At 58.9% G+C, this 17841-nt stretch carries 15 protein-coding genes; 4 read left to right on the top strand and 11 right to left on the bottom strand.

The window, feature by feature from the left end; genetic code table 11:
• Positions 1-62 precede the first annotated feature (62 nt).
• The 3 genes from asd (at position 63) to DFR26_RS02955 (ending at position 3447) form a co-directional block, all read left to right on the top strand.
• Positions 63-926, top strand: coding sequence for an archaetidylserine decarboxylase (gene asd / locus DFR26_RS02965; RefSeq protein ID WP_116207641.1), 864 nt, complete (start codon positions 63-65; stop codon positions 924-926).
• A gap of 157 nt (positions 927-1083) precedes the next feature.
• A complete protein-coding gene (locus DFR26_RS02960; protein WP_116207439.1) occupies positions 1084-2430 on the top strand; it encodes a hypothetical protein in 1347 nt (448 codons plus the stop codon).
• A 126-nt stretch (positions 2431-2556) separates the two neighbouring features.
• Positions 2557-3447, top strand: coding sequence for a LysR family transcriptional regulator (locus DFR26_RS02955; RefSeq protein WP_116207438.1), 891 nt, complete (start codon positions 2557-2559; stop codon positions 3445-3447).
• 52 nt (positions 3448-3499) lie between these two features.
• On the opposite strand, the gene DFR26_RS02950 is transcribed toward DFR26_RS02955, so the two are convergent.
• The 9 genes from DFR26_RS02950 to thiC all read right to left on the bottom strand — a co-directional run bounded on the left by DFR26_RS02950 (position 3500) and on the right by thiC (position 14093).
• Positions 3500-4915, bottom strand: a complete 1416-nt coding sequence (locus DFR26_RS02950; RefSeq protein ID WP_147300258.1) for a hypothetical protein — start codon at positions 4913-4915, stop codon at positions 3500-3502.
• A gap of 75 nt (positions 4916-4990) precedes the next feature.
• Entirely contained in the window at positions 4991-6214 is a 1224-nt protein-coding gene (gene serB, locus DFR26_RS02945; protein WP_116207436.1) for a phosphoserine phosphatase SerB, read from the bottom strand.
• A gap of 3 nt (positions 6215-6217) precedes the next feature.
• Positions 6218-8455 carry a DNA topoisomerase IV subunit A gene (gene parC, locus DFR26_RS02940; RefSeq protein WP_116207435.1) on the bottom strand — a complete coding sequence of 746 codons (2238 nt, stop codon included), beginning with the start codon at positions 8453-8455 and terminating at the stop codon, positions 6218-6220.
• A gap of 47 nt (positions 8456-8502) precedes the next feature.
• Positions 8503-8898, bottom strand: a complete 396-nt coding sequence (locus DFR26_RS02935; RefSeq protein WP_116207434.1) for a type II toxin-antitoxin system VapC family toxin — start codon at positions 8896-8898, stop codon at positions 8503-8505.
• Complete coding sequence (locus tag DFR26_RS02930) at positions 8882-9121, bottom strand: type II toxin-antitoxin system Phd/YefM family antitoxin (RefSeq protein WP_116207433.1); 240 nt, start codon at positions 9119-9121, stop codon at positions 8882-8884. The genes DFR26_RS02935 and DFR26_RS02930 overlap by 17 nt, the downstream gene beginning before the upstream one ends.
• Before the next feature lie 55 nt (positions 9122-9176).
• A complete protein-coding gene (gene parE, locus DFR26_RS02925; RefSeq protein ID WP_116207432.1) occupies positions 9177-11066 on the bottom strand; it encodes a DNA topoisomerase IV subunit B in 1890 nt (629 codons plus the stop codon).
• Positions 11063-11569 carry a DUF1249 domain-containing protein gene (locus DFR26_RS02920; protein ID WP_181898965.1) on the bottom strand — a complete coding sequence of 169 codons (507 nt, stop codon included), beginning with the start codon at positions 11567-11569 and terminating at the stop codon, positions 11063-11065. Before DFR26_RS02920 ends, parE begins: the two co-directional genes overlap by 4 nt.
• 38 nt (positions 11570-11607) lie before the next feature.
• A complete protein-coding gene (locus tag DFR26_RS02915; RefSeq protein ID WP_116207430.1) occupies positions 11608-12201 on the bottom strand; it encodes an NUDIX domain-containing protein in 594 nt (197 codons plus the stop codon).
• The gene (thiC, locus tag DFR26_RS02910) at positions 12201-14093 is read right to left on the bottom strand and encodes a phosphomethylpyrimidine synthase ThiC (protein WP_116207429.1); all 1893 of its coding nucleotides are present in this window, start codon (positions 14091-14093) and stop codon (positions 12201-12203) included. The genes DFR26_RS02915 and thiC overlap by 1 nt, the downstream gene beginning before the upstream one ends.
• A 198-nt stretch (positions 14094-14291) precedes the next feature.
• Between thiC and DFR26_RS02905 the strand changes: the two genes are divergently transcribed.
• A complete protein-coding gene (locus tag DFR26_RS02905) occupies positions 14292-15665 on the top strand; it encodes a TolC family outer membrane protein (protein ID WP_116207428.1) in 1374 nt (457 codons plus the stop codon).
• Positions 15666-15684: 19 nt separating this feature from the next.
• Here DFR26_RS02905 and DFR26_RS02900 read toward each other — a convergent pair whose 3' ends face one another.
• On the bottom strand, positions 15685-16440 hold the full coding sequence (locus DFR26_RS02900) for a 16S rRNA (uracil(1498)-N(3))-methyltransferase (protein ID WP_116207427.1): 756 nt from the start codon (positions 16438-16440) through the stop codon (positions 15685-15687).
• Positions 16437-17804 (bottom strand): lipid IV(A) 3-deoxy-D-manno-octulosonic acid transferase, encoded by a 1368-nt coding sequence (gene waaA, locus DFR26_RS02895; protein ID WP_116207426.1) that lies wholly within the window; start codon positions 17802-17804, stop codon positions 16437-16439. The genes DFR26_RS02900 and waaA overlap by 4 nt, the downstream gene beginning before the upstream one ends.
• Positions 17805-17841: the final 37 nt, after the last annotated feature.

The raw sequence follows: 17841 nt of genomic DNA, 5'->3' as shown, positions 1-17841 counted from the left end.
TTATGCCAGTCGCGCGCTGCATTACCATCGCGCCTTATTGCTTACTTAAGGAATTCATCGACATGGCTTTTTCCGTCGACCGTCTGCGCACCGCGTTTCAATATGTCTTGCCACAACATGCGTTGTCGCGCGTGGTCGGCAAGCTCGCCGCCAGCACCACGCCGTGGATTAAAGACACGTTTATTTCACGCTTTGCTGAGCGCTACCAAGTCGACATGAGCGAGGCACTGGAACCGGATTTATCGCGATACGCCTGCTTTAACGACTTTTTCACACGCGCCTTAAAACCGGGCGCACGCAGCCTATGCACTGAAGCTGACAGCATTTTATGCCCGGCCGATGGTGCGATTTCACAGCTCGGTCCGATCACCGCCGATCGCGTATTTCAAGCCAAAGGTCATGACTACAGCCTCGGCGACTTACTGGCCGATGAGCAGGCTGCCAAGGCCTTTGTTGGCGGCCAATTCGCCACCGTGTATTTGTCACCGCGCGACTACCATCGCGTACACATGCCACTCTCTGGCCGCCTCACACGCAGTGTATACGTGCCCGGCGACCTGTTTTCGGTCAACACCCTGACCGCGCAAACCGTGCCGAATTTATTCGCTCGCAATGAGCGTCTCGTGGCGCACTTCGACACCGAGGCCGGCCCCATGGTGGTGATTTTAGTGGGCGCCATGATCGTTGCCAGCATCGAAACCGTGTGGGGCGGCGTGGAGGCTATTGGCTCACGCATTCGCACCACCGACTTTACCGCCGACCAAGCCATCACGCTCAACAGTGGTGATGAGCTGGGTCGCTTTCGCCTAGGCTCAACAGCCATTGTGCTGTTTGGACCCGACGTGATGGCGTGGGAGGCGAGTTTTGTAAGTGGCTCTCCAACGCGCATGGGCCAGCGTTTAGGCCATCTCCACGACAAAAAATAGTGTTTTTTTGTATGTGACTGAGCAGTCTTGTACGGTTTTTTACAAAAGATCTACAAATTACTGTGCAAGCTGCGTTTACAATCCGCTCCGTTAATACACAGACACACTTTTGTTGTTCAGCGTGTCGTTGAGCAACCACAGCAATGCAGAGGTTTATATGAATGTATCAAAACTGACACGGCTGGCCGCGAGCTGCACGCTTGCACTAGGCCTGGCGGCTTGTGGCGCCGACGGCAATAGCGGCAGCACTGGCGGTGGCGGCGCAGGTGGCGGTGGCGGTGGTGGCAACCCAACACCTCCACGCCTCATCCTAGATGACACACAAACACAACTGAGCGGCACGCTCACCGGCTTAGGTAATGCCATTGGCACCGATAACCCACTGGGTGCGTTGGTTTTTTGCTTAGACCCCACAGTTAATGACTTGGTTGATGGCCCAGATGCCCTGCTAACCAATCTGCTCGGCAGCCTCAACACCACGCTCGGCACACAAGATCCAGCCGCGCTTCAGGCCGCCCTGCTCGCCAGTGGCGACAGCTTAGCCACGGCACTGCAGTCACTCACTGTAAACCTGCCCAATGCCTTAATGGCATTAGCTGACCCATCCGCTGCTGCTAACTGTGGCTCGCAAGCTAATGCTGGTGGCAACGGCGGCGCTAGCGGCCCAACTGGCACACCACTCGACGCACTGCTTGGCCTATTTAGCGGCGGCAATAACCCATTTGCTGGCACGCCATTAGAAGCACTCGGCACCTTAGGTGGCGACGGTACACCAGCTAACGGCCCAACCGGTACTCCGTTAGACGTCATTCTTGGCCCACTCTTGGCCATCCAAAATGGCGACAACAGCGGTGAGCTCGTTGATCAACTCGGCATGGGCGTGCAAATGCTCGGCGCCACGCTGACCAGCAACCTGCCTGACCAAGTTGTTACCGCACCGATTGTTGGTGGTGTGCTAACACTGCTCGGCGACACCCTCAATGACTTGGGTGGCGTGCTCAATCAGGTGGAAAACCCCAGCACATCGCAAGAAGTGCAAAACACACTGAACAACCTGCTCAGCAACTTAACCGGCACGCTGATTGGCCTCGACCCTACCGGTCAATTGGCTGGTACTGTTGGCCCACAAATTCAAGGCGGCATTGACCAACTCGTTGGCTCATTAGGCGCAATCCTTGACCCAGTCGCTGGCAACGGTGGCTTGGTGCCAACACTGACCGACGTGCTCGCCCCGCTAACCTGTGGCTTACAGCTCACCGGCAACTGCGATGGCGCCAATGCAGGCTTGCCTGGTCTGCCTACTGGTGGCGACAACCCACTGGCCGGCATCCCGCTCTTAGGTGATTTGATCGGTGGCGGCCTGCCAACCGGCGGTGCTGGTGGCTTGCCATCATTGCCCGGCCTGCCCACTGGTGGCGCTGGCGGCGCTGGCCCCATTTCGGGCGCCCTAGCCGGCACACCATTGGCACCAATTGGTGGCCTGTTGGGTCTACTCGGCCTATAAGCCTCGGTGACCCATTCGCCTTAGCGCGATAAGTAACAACAAACACCCCGCCTTCGTGCGGGGTGTTTTGTTTTTGGCTGACAGATCACGCTAAGCTAGTGACCTCTTTTTAGCAGTGGCTCGCTCATGCGTATTACCCTAAAACAACTCGATGTGTTTGCCGCTGTTGCCCGCGAAGGTAGCGTGACCCGAGCCTCCGAATGGCTCAACCTCACACAAAGTGCGACCAGCATGGCACTCTCAGACCTCGAAAATCAGCTGGGCGAGAAGGTCTTCGACCGCGTGGGCCGTCGCTTGCAAATCAACGACCTCGGTCATCGTCTCCTGCCATTAGCGCTCGAGGCCGTAGCGCGCGTGCGTGAAATTGAGGATATTTGCAAAGGCGATTTGCCCGGCAGTGGCCGGCTGCGCATTGGTGCGAGCTTGAGTGTCGGCAACTATCTCATGCCGCAGCGCATTGGCGACTACCTACAGCTGCATCCTGAGGCAGAAATCAGCCTCGATGTCGGCAACACGCGCCATGTCATTGAGTCGGTGCGGCAGTTCACCTGCGATATTGGCTTTATTGAGGGCTTCTGCCACGACCCCGATATCGATGTGCTGCCCTGGGTCGATGATGAGCTGGTGATATTTGCCAGCCCTGAACACCCATTGGCACAGAAGCCATCATTGTCGGCAGAGGATTTAGGACTGGCGCAATGGATTTTGCGCGAGCCCGGCTCTGGCACCCGCGAGGTCTTTGATAACGCGGTGGCGGGCAAGCTCGTGGGCCTCAATGTGCGGCTGGAGCTCAGTCACACCGAGGCGATTCGTCGCGCAGTGGAGGCTAATATTGGTCTCGGTTGCGCTTCGCGCATGACCTTACAAGAGGTCCATGATGCCGGGCGTATTGTGATTTTAGACACGCCCTTTTTAGATTTGCGCCGCTCACTGTTTGTGTTGCGCCACAAAAATAAATACACCACGCGCGGGCTGCGACGCTTTCTGGCCGCCTGCGGGGTGAACTTGCCGGAATAAAAAAACCACTACCGAGGTAGTGGTTTTTCGTGAACGGAGCTTAGTTTAGCGATCAACCAAAGCCTGGGAACTCAAAGCCACCTTCGGCTTCAGGGCAAGGCACAAACGCCAAAAGCGGATTGCTGGGAATCATGCTCAGCGCATCAAGAAGTCCCGAACCCAACACTGGCACCAAGCACAGACCACTGCTCAGTGGGTCAGTCAGTACCGAGAGTAATGCCCCACCATCGCCCGCTGGCAGACCGGGGAAGCTTGGCAGGGGTGAGTCGCCGCCAGCGCCGGCATCACCCATGCCGGGTAAACCCGGCAGACCAGGAATGCTTGGGAACTCAAAGCCACCATCACCGGCCTCTGGGCACACTAAGTTATCAAAACCAGGGATGGGTAGCGGCAGTGGCCCAAATAATGTGGCTAAGACCTGCTCGACTAAGATCTCACCTAACACTGGGATATTGCAGAGCACGGTTGGGCTTAAGAAGTCCGCTGGATCGAAGCCACCCATATCGCCATTGTCGGGAGGCGTTGTGCCGCCGCCGTTATCGCCATCACCGTTACCATCACCGGGGTTGCTGGGATCCATGGGGTTGGGATTAGTGGCTAACGCATTGAGATAGCTGTTTTGCTCCATGCCGATGGCCGAAGTACTAGCCGCCATTTGCACCGCTCGGTTTGCGCTTGCCAATCGCGTAATTTGCGCCGCGCTGGGTGCAACGTTACTGCCCGAAGTTAAGACGTTACGCACTTGCATTTCGTCAGCCAAATTCGCTGGTTGATTTGCGCTCATCTGTGCGGTGATTAAAGCCAAAATCGTGTTGAATTTTTTCGCTTGGCCGGCAGCGGACTTGTCATTATCGAGCGCCATGCTAGTGAGCACGGTATTCGCCACTTGCACACCAGCACGATGCACATTTAAAGCGGCTGAGCGCTGATCGGCAGTGGCAGAGCTAGCATTGGCACCAGCAATGGGGTCATCACGAAATAAATCAAAGCCGTTGGCTAAACCAAAACCTTGCTTAACAAAACTTGCCAACGCCACGGCGTCTTGCGGATTATCTCCAATACTAGCGAGCGTGGTTAACGGGGTAATTTGGCGAGTATTGCTAGAGTTCGCCGCTAAGGTATTGGGCGCTAATAAAATTAGCTCATTCGGTGACATGGTGTCGGTGTTTGTGCCACCAGTAGCCAATACTTTTCCGTCACCGCTCATGGGTAAGGTGTATGAGCCGTCTAGCGCGCTAAGTGTTTGAATTTCGTTGAGGTTACAAATAGCGTTGGCGTTGGCATCGAAGCACACCGTGGCGCCGCTAACGTAGCCATCAATCACGCGACCACTTGTGGTGTTGCGTGTGTCGGCTTGTGAGTCATTAAATCCGAAGCTGCCGCTATCGCTGCCGCCACAGGCAGAAAGCAAACACGCAACAGATAATGCGGTCAGCGAGGTTCTAAGGGGAGTTGAGAGTAGGCGCATGAGTAAGAAACCATGTTGTTATTATGTTGTGTTTTATAGCGACTTTGTGGCCTAACTGCAATCGCTGGAAGCAACTTAGGCCTCGTCCAAATCCCGATCGCGGACGCCGAGCAAATACAAGATGCCATCGAGGCCGAGCGTGGAGATGGCCTGTTTGGCGTTGGCGCGCACCAGCGGTTTGGCGCGGAAGGCGATGCCGAGGCCGGCGATGCTGAGCATGGGCAGGTCGTTGGCACCATCGCCCACGGCAATGACCTGCTCGAGGTTCACGCCCTCCTTCTTGGCAATCATGCGCAGTAGGTCGGCCTTGCGATTGCCATCGACGACTTGCCCCGTGACACGGCCGGTGACTTGGCCGTGCTCGATTTCGAGCTGGTTGGCATAGACATAATCGATGCCGAGTTTGCGCTGCAGGTATTCGCCAAAATAGTTAAAGCCGCCCGAGAGAATGGCGGTTTTATAGCCTAGGGCTTTTAGCGTGAGCATGAGGTGCTCAGCGCCTTCGGTGAGTTTCAGCGACTGCGCGATAGACTCTAGCACGGTAGCATCGAGGCCCTTTAAGAGCGCTACGCGCGCCTCAAAGCTCTGCGTGAAATCGAGCTCACCGAGCATGGCGCGCTCGGTGATCGCGGCAACCTGCTCGCCGACGCCCGCGGCTTTGGCGAGCTCATCGATGACTTCATGCTCAATAAGCGTGGAGTCCATGTCGAAACACACGAGCCGGCGGTTGCGTCGGAAGGCATTGTCTTTTTGGAAGGCGATGTCGATGCCGTGCTCGCCGGCCAGCCGCAGCAGTTCGGCGCGCAAGGCATCGGGCGAGGATGGCTCGCCGCGCACCGAGAACTCCACGCAGGCCTTGGCGTGCGCACTGCCGCCCTCGCCTTCGAGCGCGACACGGCCTGAAAGACGCTGCAGGCCATCGATGTTTAAGCCTTGCTCGGCAATGAGTTTGGTCATGGCCGCTAAGTGTTCGGCGGTGACTTTGCGTGCCAGCACGGTGAGGATATAGCGCGCCTTGCCGTGCCCGGAGACCCACTGGTGATAGCTGTCGGCACTGATCGGCGTGAAACGCGCTTGCAGCCCCAAGGCATGCGCCTCAAAGAGCACTGCGCGCATGAGTATCGCCGAGTCTTGCTCGCCGCCGGTTTCAATCACCAGCCCTAGCGTGAGCTGGTCGTGGATAACCGCCTGACTAACATCGAGCACATTGACTTTATGTGCGGCCAAGGCACGCGTGAGCACTGCGCTGATGCCGGGTCGATCGGGACCGGCAATGGAGACTAGTAAAATTTCACGCATTGCTTACTCCACCCGCAGACCATCGACTTTTTGGAAACCACGCGGCAATTTCTGGCCGCGCCGGCCGCGCTCACCCACGTAATGCCCGAGGTCTTTGTCATTGAGCGTGACGTGTCGTGCACCGGCAATAACGGTGAGTTTTTGGCCCTCGGCAATCGGCAAGACTTGTACGATTTTCTCGCCCTCACTGGCGCTTAAATTCATCAGCTTATTACCTTTACCTTTGGCCAGTCGCGGCAAATCGGCAATCGGGAAGACCAATAAGCGCCCGCCCGTGCTAAGCACCGCGAGCTGATCTTTGTCGCTACCTTTAAGCAGTACTGGCGCCACCACCTCGGAGCCGGCGGGTAAGGTCAGCAAGGCTTTGCCATTGCGATTGCCGGCTTCCATGTCGGCGAGTGTGCCAATAAAGCCGTAACCGCCGCTGCTGCTGAGCAACACACGCTGCGCGGTGTCGCCCATGATGACGCAGACAAAGCGTGCGCCCGCGGGTGGGTTGAGCTTAGTGGTCAGCGGCTCGCCCTGCCCGCGCGCACTGGGCAGGGTATTGGCCAGCAACGAATAACTGCGCCCGGTACTATCCATGAAAATAGCCTGCTGATTGGACTTGCCCGCCGCTTGCGCCAAATAGCCATCGCCGGCTTTGTAGCTGAGTGCATTGCCATCAACATCGTGACCCTTGGCCGCGCGCACCCAGCCTTTATCAGAAAGCACCACGGTAACGGGCTCGGCGGGCGTTAAATCACTTTCTTTTAAGGCTTCGGATTCGCGGCGCTCCACCAACGGCGAGCGCCTTGTGTCGCCATATTTGGCGGCATCGGCCTCGATTTCTTTGATGATCAATCGCTTTAGCAGCAAGTGCGAGCCCAAGGTTTTTTGCAGCTGATCGCGCTCTTTGGCGAGCTCATCTTGCTCGCCTTTAATGCGCATCTCTTCGAGCTTGGCCAAATGCCGCAGCTTCAACTCCAAGATGGCCTCGGCCTGCATATCGCTGAGACCAAAACGCAGCATCAGCTCCGCCTTCGGCTCTTCCTCATAGCGGATGATGCGAATGACTTCGTCGATATTTAAGAAGGCGATGAGTAAGCCATCGAGGATGTGCAGACGCGCCAAGACTTTATCGAGGCGATGCTGCAAGCGTCGGCGCACGGTCAGCGTGCGGAACTCCAGCCACTCGCTGAGCATCTCACGCAAACCCATGACGCACGGGCGGCCATCGAGACCAATGACATTCATATTGACGCGATAGCTAGTCTCAAGCTCGGTGGTGGCAAATAAATGCCCCATGAGCTGCTCAACATCGACTCGGTTGGAGCGCGGCACCACGACTAAGCGTGTGGGATTTTCGTGATCGGATTCATCGCGCAGATCAGCCACCCACGGCAGTTTTTTCGCCTGCATTTGATCGGCAATTTGCGTGAGGATTTTCGCGCCCGAGACCTGATGCGGCAATGCCGTGATGATGATATCGCCATCGTCGATCTCATAGACCGCGCGCATTTTGAAGCCGCCGCGACCGCTGGCATACATCTGCACCAGCTCATGGCGCGGCGTGATGATCTCAGCGGCGGTGGCCAGGTCTGGCCCCTGCACGAACTCGCAGAGGTCATCGAGCGACAGGCCGGGATCATTGAGCAGCGCGATGGTGGCTTGCGCGATCTCGCGCAGGTTGTGCGCGGGGATATCGGTGGCCATGCCGACCGCGATGCCGGTGGTGCCATTGAGCAATAAATTCGGCAGGCGCGCGGGCAATACGCAGGGCTCATCGAGCGAGCCATCGAAATTAGGCTGCCAATCCACCGTGCCCTGCTCGAGCTCGGCGAGCAGCGTGTCGGCGTAGGGCGAAAGCTTGGCCTCGGTGTAGCGCATGGCGGCGAAAGATTTCGGGTCATCCGGCGAACCCCAGTTGCCTTGGCCATCGACTAAGGGGTAACGGTAGCTAAACGGTTGCGCCATCAAAACCATGGCCTCGTAGCAGGCCGAGTCACCGTGCGGATGGTATTTGCCGAGTACATCACCGACCGTGCGCGCAGACTTTTTATGCTTGGCGGTGTTTTTCAGGCCGAGCTCACTCATGGCATAGACAATGCGGCGCTGCACCGGCTTCAAGCCATCGCCGATATGCGGCAGCGCGCGGTCTTTAATGACATACATCGAGTAGTTCAGATAAGCCTGCTCGGTGTAGGTGCGCATGGGCACGAGTTCGGTGCCGTCGCTCGGCAGCATCAGCTCATCGGTCATTCATCAAATCCGTTGTTGTTGTCTGTTGGTGCGCAAGCACTGCGCCATTAGTACACCACCGCGAGGTCGGCAAGCTCACGAAACTGCGCATCGGCGCTGAGTAATTGCGCCTGATGCACTCGCGCCGTGGCGGCAATCAGGCGGTCGGCCGGATCGCCCTGTTTAATATCCGTCGCTTGCGAGGCCTCAGCAATCGCCGGCGTAATGGGCAATACCGTGAGCCGCAAAGCCGCCAAAAGATCCGCCATATAGACACTCGCCGCCACCGGCAACTGCAGGCGCCCGCGCGCGGTGAGCATGGCCACTTCCCATAGCGTGATGTCGGCAATGACCAACTCGCCCGCGGCACTCGCCTTCTCCATCGCCTCGCGCGCACGCGCACTGAGCTTGGGCGAGTCCACCGACCACCAAATCAGCATATGGGTGTCACAAATGCTCAGCATCGCCCGTCCAGTCATCATTGGCTGAGTTCAACACATCGCCGACAATAATCTCGCTCGCGATAGCATGCAGACGCTCACGCGCGGCCTCAGCGGCATCGACCACCGGCTCCAGACGCGCCACCACGCGCCCACGAATTTGAATATGCACACAGCCTCCGTGCTCAACCTCAGCTAAATAGTGAAACAGGTTTTGGCGAAATTCTGTTGCCGTCACTGTATGCATAGACCACCTCTACGCGAATTGCCAACTGTACATTTAAAATGTACATGACTGCGCATCAGACGTCTACATCGGCCAAATTGCCTTTGCTTTCTAGCCAGGCCTTGCGATCACCGGAGCGTTTTTTCGCCAGCAGCATATCCATCATTTCTTGGGTGGCTTCAGGCTCATCGAGCACCAGCTGAATGAGCCGGCGCGTATCGGGCGCCATGGTGGTTTCGCGCAGCTGCAGCGGGTTCATCTCGCCGAGGCCTTTAAAACGCGTGACCTGTGGGCGGCCGCGCTTATTTTCAGCCTCTAGGCGATCCAAAATGCCTTTTTTCTCAGCTTCATCGAGGGCATAAAACACTTGCTTGCCCAAGTCGATGCGAAACAACGGTGGCATCGCCACGCAAACATGGCCGCCGCGCACTAAGGCCGGGAAATGCTGCACAAACAGCGCGCACAACAGCGTAGCAATGTGCAGACCATCGGAGTCGGCATCGGCGAGGATGCAGACCTTGCCATAGCGCAGGCCGCTTAAGTCTTCCGAACCGGGGTCCACGCCCAGCGCCACGGCAATATCATGCACTTCTTGTGAGGCCAGAATCTGCGTGGACTCGACCTCCCAGGTATTGAGAATTTTCCCGCGCAGCGGCATCACCGCTTGAAATTGACGATCGCGCGCTTGCTTGGCCGAGCCGCCAGCGGAGTCACCTTCCACCAGAAATAACTCGCTGCGAGCAATGTCTGAGCCAGCACAATCGGCGAGTTTGCCGGGCAGCGCCGGGCCCGAGGTGATGCGTTTACGCGCGACCTGCTTGTTTTGCTTCAAGCGTCGTTGTGCAGAGTTGATGACCAGCTGCGCGAGCTGCTCGGCCATCTCCGTGTGTTGATTTAGGTAGAGCGAAAACGCGTCTTTCACCACGCCCGAGACAAATGCCGCCGACTCGCGCGAGCTCAAACGCTCCTTGGTTTGGCCGGCAAATTGCGGGTCCTGCATCTTCACTGAGAGCACAAACGCGCAGCGATCCCAGAGGTCTTCGGGCGCGAGCTTAATGCCACGCGGCAATAGGCTGCGAAATTCGCAAAACTCGCGCAGGGCATCAAGCAGGCCACTGCGCAGACCATTCACGTGGGTACCGCCCTGCACCGTGGGAATCAAGTTCACGTAGGACTCTTGCGTGAGTTCGCCGCCCTCGGGCAGCCACAGCACAGCCCAATCCACGGCCTCGGCAGTGGACTCGAACTGCCCTAAAAATGGCTCCTCGGGCAAGCGTTGCCAGCCATCGGTGGCCTCCACCAAGTAGTCACGCAAACCGGCTTGATAATGCCATTCGAGGCGCTCGCCGCTGGCGGCATCGTGAAAATGCATGTGCAAGCCGGGGCAAAGCACAGCTTTGGCGCGCAGCACATGCTTGAGCTTGGTGACTGAGACTTTCGGCGAATCGAAATAACTGGCATTTGGGCGAAAACGCACCACGGTGCCAGTCGCGCGCTTGCCGCAGTCGCCGACAATTTGCAGCTCGTCGCGCTTATGGCCATCGGCAAAGCTCATGCGCCAGAGTTGGCCGTTGCGCTTCACTTCGACCTCTAAATGCGTCGATAGCGCATTGACCACGGAGGCACCAACGCCGTGTAGGCCGCCGGAAAATTTGTAATTTTTGCCGGAGAATTTGCCGCCCGCGTGCAAGCGCGTGAGGATCAGCTCAATGCCGGAAACGCCATGCTCAGGATGAATATCGACCGGCATGCCGCGGCCATTGTCGCTGACTTCAATGAGGCCATCGGCGTGTAATATCACGCGCACTTCATCAGCAAAACCGCCGAGCGCCTCGTCGACCGAGTTGTCGAGAATTTCTTGCACCAAATGGTTGGGTCGCGTGGTGTCGGTGTACATGCCTGGGCGTTTGCGCACCGGGTCTAGCCCGGTCAACACTTCAATGGCTGAGGCGCCGTAAGCTGTCATTCCACATCCTCCGAGGGCGCTAATGGGGGTCGCGACAGACCATCCCAGCGCGAAAAATCAGGCAATAATCGCGGATCACGGGCATGACCATAGGCCAAGCAGTGCTGCAAACAGTCACCTAAAAATTGATTCACTAATTGTTTTTCGTTGACGCGCCAGCCGTGCTGATCGCAGAGCTGGACGATCGCCGGAATGCGCCGCGCGCGTTGAAAGCGCAGCACATCGGCCATGTGCGCGTCGTGGTAGAGGCGCACTTCCATGTCGAGCTCAGGGCACCACGGCAGCGTCGGCGTCATTTGTGCCAAACGCCAGGTTTCGGTGTAACGCGTTTGCTCAACGCGACTGAGCTGCAACACCGGCTGCGGCAAGAGCAAGTCGCCATGCTGCACCGACTCGCCCCAAGCAAATTCGATGGGCGCGATAAAACCGACGCGGCCCTGCACACCAGCACCGCGCAAGAGCTTGATCATGCGCGCGTAATTGAGTTCGTAAAGTGCATGCATGCCCGCCAGATCGACGGTGTACCGTGGCCACATGGGGGTTATTTACCCCACTTCTTTTTCAGGCGCTCGCGGTGGGCGGCGTACCACTGCACCGCCAGCATGCACGGCGCATTGTTGATGCGACCTTGCGCCAGCCATTGCTGGGCCTGATTCAGACTCACCACGGTGACGCGAATGTCTTCGCCCTCAGCAGCGACCCCGTGCACGCCACCGGCGCGCGATAAATCCGCCGGCGCGACGAACAAGGTGAAGCGCTCGTCGGAACCGCCGGCACTGGGCATGAACTCAAAGACTTTTTCCAGCTCGGCAATCACCACGCCGGCCTCTTCCAAGGTCTCGCGGATGGCCACGGCTTCGAGCGACTCGCCGGGCTCAATCAGCCCCGCCACCACTTCGATTTGCCAGGGATATTTGTCGGCCATGGCACCCACACGAAACTGCTCAATGAGTAGCAGATCGCTGGTGTTAGGGTCGATGACCAAGACACCCACCGCCGGTGGCCGAACAAACAGCTCGCGGCTGATCTCAGGGCCCATGGAGCCGTCGAATTGGCGATGCTTCAGGCGCACTTTATCGAGGCGATAAAAGCCTTGATAGACCGTGTCGCGCTGAAGAATCTCGACGGTGTCCATTAGACCTCCTTGTAGAGCTGCGCGCCTTGGCGACGAAACTCTGCCGACATTTCCGCCATGCCTTTTTCGGCCGCCGCCAACTCCTCGGCGGTCTTGCCGGCATCGAGCTTGTCGGCGTAATCGCGCACGTCTTGGGTGATTTTCATGGAGCAGAATTTTGGCCCGCACATGGAGCAGAAATGCGCGACTTTATGCGCCTCTTTTGGCAGCGTTTCGTCGTGATATTCACGCGCGGTGTCGGGATCGAGCGCGAGGTTGAACTGGTCATCCCAGCGGAATTCAAAGCGCGCCTTGCTGAGCGCGTTGTCGCGAATTTGCGCGCCCGGATGGCCCTTCGCCAAATCCGCCGCGTGCGCAGCAATTTTATAAGTGATGATGCCGTCTTTGACATCTTTTTTATTGGGCAGACCCAAATGCTCTTTCGGCGTCACGTAGCAAAGCATGGCGCAGCCAAACCAGCCGATCATGGCAGCACCGATGCCGGAGGTGATGTGATCGTAGCCCGGCGCGATGTCGGTGGTGAGCGGGCCCAAGGTGTAGAACGGCGCTTCATCGCAGCATTCGAGCTGCTTATCCATGTTCTCTTTAATCAGATGCATGGGCACGTGACCGGGGCCTTCGATCATGGTTTGCACATCGTGCTTCCAGGCGATTTTGGTGAGCTCGCCGAGCGCTTCGAGCTCGCCAAACTGCGCGGCGTCATTGGCATCGGCAATCGAGCCGGGGCGCAGACCATCGCCGAGTGAGAAGGACACATCGTAGGCCTTCATGATCTCGCAGATGTCTTCGAAATGCGTGTAGAGGAAGTTTTCTTTGTGATGCGCGAGGCACCATTTCGCCATGATCGAACCGCCGCGCGAGACGATGCCGGTCATGCGCTTGGCGGTCAATGGCACGTGGCGCAGCAGCACACCGGCATGAATCGTGAAGTAATCAACGCCCTGCTCGGCCTGCTCAATGAGCGTGTCGCGGTAGAGCTCCCAGGTCAGGTCTTCAGCGACACCGCCGACTTTTTCTAGCGCCTGATAGACCGGCACGGTGCCAATCGGCACCGGCGAATTACGAATAATCCATTCGCGGGTTTCGTGGATATTTTTGCCGGTGGAGAGATCCATCACGGTATCGCCACCCCAACGGATGGCCCAGGTCATTTTTTCCACTTCTTCATCGATCGATGAGCCCAACGCCGAGTTACCGATATTGGCGTTGACCTTGACCAAGAAATTACGGCCAATGATCATCGGCTCGAGTTCGGTGTGGTTGATGTTGGCGGGAATAATCGCGCGACCACGTGCGATTTCTTCGCGCACAAACTCCGGCGTGATGATCTTCGGAATGGCCGCGCCAAAGCTCTGCCCTGGGTGCTGATGGTGCAGCAAGCCGCTGTCGGCCATGGCCTCATAACGCTGATTTTCGCGAATCGCCACATATTCCATTTCCGGCGTGATGATGCCGCGACGCGCGTAGTGCATTTGCGAGACATTCATGCCGGCTTTGGCGCGACGCGGCTGGCGTGTGTGGCCAAAACGCAAGTTCGCCGTGGTCAGGTCTTTTTCGCGCTGCAAACCAAACGTCGAACTCACGCCGCTGAGCAGGTCGACATCGCCACGCTCATCGATCCAATTGGCGCGCACGCTGGCCAAGCCTTGGCGAATGTCGATTTTCACCGATGGGTCGGTGTAGGGGCCGGAGGTGTCATAAACAATGACTGGCGCATTTTTTTCAACATCGGTGTTGGTGTGCGTGTCGCCGAGGCTGATCTCGCGCTGTGGCACGCGAATATCGGCTCGTGAGCCGGTGACATAGACTTTGCGCGAGTTCGGCAAGGGCGCGATAGCCGCGGCATCGACCGTGGCTTGGCTGCTTAAAAAGGCTTTTTCGGGCGAATTCATGGGCTCATCCTGATGGCGTAGTGAATAGCGGCGGCTGGGCCGCTCGGCGATGCGCCACTATATAGCGCGAGGGCCTGCTGTCACAACACGACGCATGGCCAACATGGGCCTTATCTGGCGCGAACGCATCACCGCCAATGACTTGCGCCTTCAGCAGCTGCAGCTTAGGCTTCGTTGGTATTTTTTTGAGCTACTGCCATGCGCCATTTCTCGCACCGCCCGTCACATCTGCTGCGCCTTACCTTGCTGTCTGTGGCGGCCTGTTTTGCTATGCCGGCACAGGCCCTCGACTTGTTGGGTGCCATCCGGCTGGCCGCGGTCAATGACCCAAACCTAGCGGCGGTGCGGGCGCAGCGCTTGGCGGCGGGCCAGTCCACGATTATTGCGCGCTCGGCTTTACTGCCGCACTTAGGCGCAGAGGCCAGCTATAGCGAGCTCAACTTAAACAGCCAAACCAGCGTGCCGGGCAAGCTCGAATACAACCAAACCACCTGGGGCGCACGTCTCACACAGCCTTTGTTTCATTGGGATGCGTGGTATCAGTACAAGGCCATTAGTGCGCAACGCTCGCAGCAAGAAGCCGAGGCCGACAATCGTACGCAGGATTTATTTTTAGGCGTGGCGAGTGCTTACTTCGATGTGCTGCGTGCAGAAGACACGCTGGCGCTGGCACAGGCGCAGGAAAAGGCCCTCGGTCAGCAGCGCGATAAAGCCGAGGCGCAGTTTAAGGTGGGCGTGATTGCTCGCTCCGATGTCGTTGAGGCCGAGGCCCAGCGCGACACCGCGATCGCTGAGCGACTCAGTGCCGAGATTGGCCTGACCCATGCGCGTGAGACGCTCAACGCCGCACTCGCCACCGAGGTCGATGACCTGTCGCCGTTGCCGGAAAACATTCCGACACCAACGCCAGTGCCTAACGATTCGAAGGCCTGGGCCGCACTCGCCAAGCAGCATAACCCGGGCTTGATTGCCGCGCGTTTTGCCGCCAGCGCCGCCGATAAAGCCAAGCAAGCGCAACGCGCCGGCTATTTGCCATCGGTCGATCTCTACGCCAGCACTGGCAATATTCGCAACTCCGATATTGTCGAAGATGTGCCGAGCCTATTGCCCACCGGCTCGCCGATTAACTTCCAAGCCGGTCGCCAAACCGCAGTGGGTGTGGAGGCACGCTGGGAATTATTTGCCGGCGGACGCACGCGCGCACTCGTTAAGCAAGCGGGCTATCAGGCCGATGCCGCTCGTGCCGCGGCGCGGGCGCAGGAGCATCAAGTGGTTAATGCCACGCGCACTGCGTTTATGACGGTGAGCACCGATAGCCAACGCTTAGCCGCCCGCCAGCGCGCGCTGCGCTCGGCAGAGCTTGCCCGCGAAGCCGCGCAAGCCGGCTACTCGGTAGGCTCGCGCAATATCGTTGAGCTTTTGCAGGCCGAGACACGCGTGTTTGCGGCGAGTCGCGACTACGCCAACGCGCGCTATGACTACGTGATTAATAGCCTGCGCTTGAAGGCCTTGGCCGGTCAGTTGGATGAGGCCAGTGTCGCCACGGTGAATGGCTGGCTGAGCGCTAATTAGACGTTTTGGCAGCTGGCGCTCAGGGCAATAACTGCCCAAGCGCCACGGCCACGGCAGTCTCCACGCGCAAAATACGCGGGCCTAGGTCACAGCATTGCAGCCCCGCCGCTTGAAGTTTTTCCACCTCGTAGGCAATAAACCCGCCCTCAGGGCCGATGGCCAGCAGGGTGGGTGCGGCGCTTGGCGCGAGCCTTTGTGTGGGCGCGGTTGTGATATCGCCCGGCTGCCCCGTGGCGCCAGCCTGCCGTAGCACTGGGTGCGCCACCCAGCCATCGCGCCCCTGCATGAGCGCCGGCAAGTCATCTTCCACGAAGGGCTTAAAGCGCGGCCGCAAACTCACGCGCGGCGCCACCGTGTCGCCCGCCTGCTCCAGACCCAGTCGCAGCTGCTCAGCCATCGCCGCCTCACTCAGCCACGGACTTTGCCAAAAGCTTTTTTCCACGCGATAGCTATTGATCAACACCAACTCACTGACGCCCAGCGTCACCACCATTTGCAAAATGCGCTTGAGCATTTTTGGCCGCGGCAGCGCCAACACGAGGATGACATCGCGCTTTGCCGGCGGCGGCGTATCGAGGCAAATGCGTAGCGTGGCCTCATCGCTCGTGAGCGCGATGAGCTCGCCGTGGCCCATCAGGCCGCCGAGCTCACCGACTTTGAGTGAGTCGCCGACCTGGGCTTTGTGCACGCCAAGCAGGTGCTGAAGCCGGCGATCGCGCAATACCAGCGTGTTCGGCGCAATCAGGTCATCGGCCTCAAAGGTGATGAGGTTCATATTGAATGACTATTGGCAGACTCAGCAGCGAGCGTTGAAGCACCTAGCCACGGCGCTAACAATTGCAGCTGCCTAGCCACCGCGCCTTGATTGGCGTGCATCACCGCGGCGCCGGCGGCGCGCTCGGTGGCCACTAAGTCTGCATCTGTAAAGCGCGCCAACACGGCCCGCGTGAGGCTCTCGGCATCGCTGACAACGCTCAGCGCACCGGCGGCCAGCAGCGACTCATTGATACTTTGGAAATTGGTGAAGTGCGGCCCGGTCAGCGTCGGCACGCCCACCGCCAGCGGCTCCAGCGTATTATGACCGCCGCCGGGCGCGAGCAAGGAGCCGCCGATCAATGCCACGCGGCTCATCGCCAGCCAGAGCAGCAACTCGCCCATGCTATCGGCCAATAACACCTGCGTGTCGGCAGTCACTGGCTCATGTGATGAGCGCCGCACCGCGCTAAACCCTTGCGAGCTGATGAGCTTGGCGACGCCATCGAAACGCTCCGGATGACGCGGCACCAGCATCAGCAAGGCCTCAGGATGCGCCTGCAAAACCTGCCGATGCGCCGCCAGCACAATCTCATCTTCGCCGGCATGCGTGCTCGCCGCCACCCACACCGGGCGTTGGTGCAGCGACCACGCCACCCGCCAGCGCGCCGCGTCATCAGCCAAACTGCTGGGCACCTCCAGATCAAACTTCACACTGCCGGTGCACACCACCTGACTCGATGGCACGCCGAGCACACAAAAGCGCTCGGCGGTGGCTTCATCTTGCGCCGCCACCACGCTCAGTTGGCGCATCAGCTCCGCGCCCAAACGCCCCGCGCGCTCATAACCGCGCGCCGAGCGCGCCGACAGCCGAGCATTGGCGAGCATCACCGGAATGCCGCGCGCCCGCGCTTGCACCAGCGTATTGGGCCACAGCTCAGTCTCCATAATGACCAGCGCGCGCGGCTGCCAATGCGCAAGAAAACGCCGCACCGCCTGCGGAAAATCGTAGGGCGCATAGACGTGAGCGAAATCGGCGCTGTCATCGCCCCAAATCGCCCGCACCTGCGCTGAGCCGGTAGGTGTCATGGTGGTGATGAGCAGCGGCAAATTTGGATAATGCTCGCGAATGGCCTCAACCAATGGCCGCGCCGCTAGCGTCTCGCCCAGCGAGACGGCATGCAGCCACAGCGGACGAGTGAGCGCTGGGGCATTGGCGGCGGTCGGCGCCGGGCCATCGCGGGCCGCACGCTGGTGCGGCGCATAACCCAAGCGCTCGCGCCAGCGCAGCCGATACGCTGGCGCTTCGCGGCCACGCACATGCAGGCGCAAAAAGATCAGCGGCATGGCCACATAGAGCAACAAGGAATAAAGCCAACGAGGCAAGCGCGCCTCCTACAGAAACACTGGAGGCAAATAGTCT

The organism is Paraperlucidibaca baekdonensis (genome assembly GCF_003387535.1).
Classification (GTDB): Bacteria; Pseudomonadota; Gammaproteobacteria; order Pseudomonadales; family Moraxellaceae; genus Perlucidibaca; species Perlucidibaca baekdonensis.
Note: the sequence above shows the minus strand (reverse complement) of the source record. Positions and strands in the feature narration are given on the sequence as shown.

What these genes read in the sequence shown, in the direction of transcription:
- DFR26_RS02905 (WP_116207428.1), top strand. Translation starts at nt 14,292, where the DNA reads ATGCGCCATTTCTCGCACCGCCCGTCACATCTGCTGCGCCTTACCTTG.
- parE (WP_116207432.1), bottom strand. Translation starts at nt 11,066, where the DNA reads ATGACAGCTTACGGCGCCTCAGCCATTGAAGTGTTGACCGGGCTAGAC.
- DFR26_RS02935 (WP_116207434.1), bottom strand. Translation starts at nt 8,898, where the DNA reads ATGCTGAGCATTTGTGACACCCATATGCTGATTTGGTGGTCGGTGGAC.
- DFR26_RS02955 (WP_116207438.1), top strand. Translation starts at nt 2,557, where the DNA reads ATGCGTATTACCCTAAAACAACTCGATGTGTTTGCCGCTGTTGCCCGC.
- parC (WP_116207435.1), bottom strand. Translation starts at nt 8,455, where the DNA reads ATGACCGATGAGCTGATGCTGCCGAGCGACGGCACCGAACTCGTGCCC.
- DFR26_RS02900 (WP_116207427.1), bottom strand. Translation starts at nt 16,440, where the DNA reads ATGAACCTCATCACCTTTGAGGCCGATGACCTGATTGCGCCGAACACG.
- DFR26_RS02960 (WP_116207439.1), top strand. Translation starts at nt 1,084, where the DNA reads ATGAATGTATCAAAACTGACACGGCTGGCCGCGAGCTGCACGCTTGCA.
- DFR26_RS02915 (WP_116207430.1), bottom strand. Translation starts at nt 12,201, where the DNA reads ATGGACACCGTCGAGATTCTTCAGCGCGACACGGTCTATCAAGGCTTT.
- serB (WP_116207436.1), bottom strand. Translation starts at nt 6,214, where the DNA reads ATGCGTGAAATTTTACTAGTCTCCATTGCCGGTCCCGATCGACCCGGC.
- DFR26_RS02920 (WP_181898965.1), bottom strand. Translation starts at nt 11,569, where the DNA reads ATGCATGCACTTTACGAACTCAATTACGCGCGCATGATCAAGCTCTTG.
- asd (WP_116207641.1), top strand. Translation starts at nt 63, where the DNA reads ATGGCTTTTTCCGTCGACCGTCTGCGCACCGCGTTTCAATATGTCTTG.
- DFR26_RS02950 (WP_147300258.1), bottom strand. Translation starts at nt 4,915, where the DNA reads ATGCGCCTACTCTCAACTCCCCTTAGAACCTCGCTGACCGCATTATCT.
- DFR26_RS02930 (WP_116207433.1), bottom strand. Translation starts at nt 9,121, where the DNA reads ATGCATACAGTGACGGCAACAGAATTTCGCCAAAACCTGTTTCACTAT.
- thiC (WP_116207429.1), bottom strand. Translation starts at nt 14,093, where the DNA reads ATGAATTCGCCCGAAAAAGCCTTTTTAAGCAGCCAAGCCACGGTCGAT.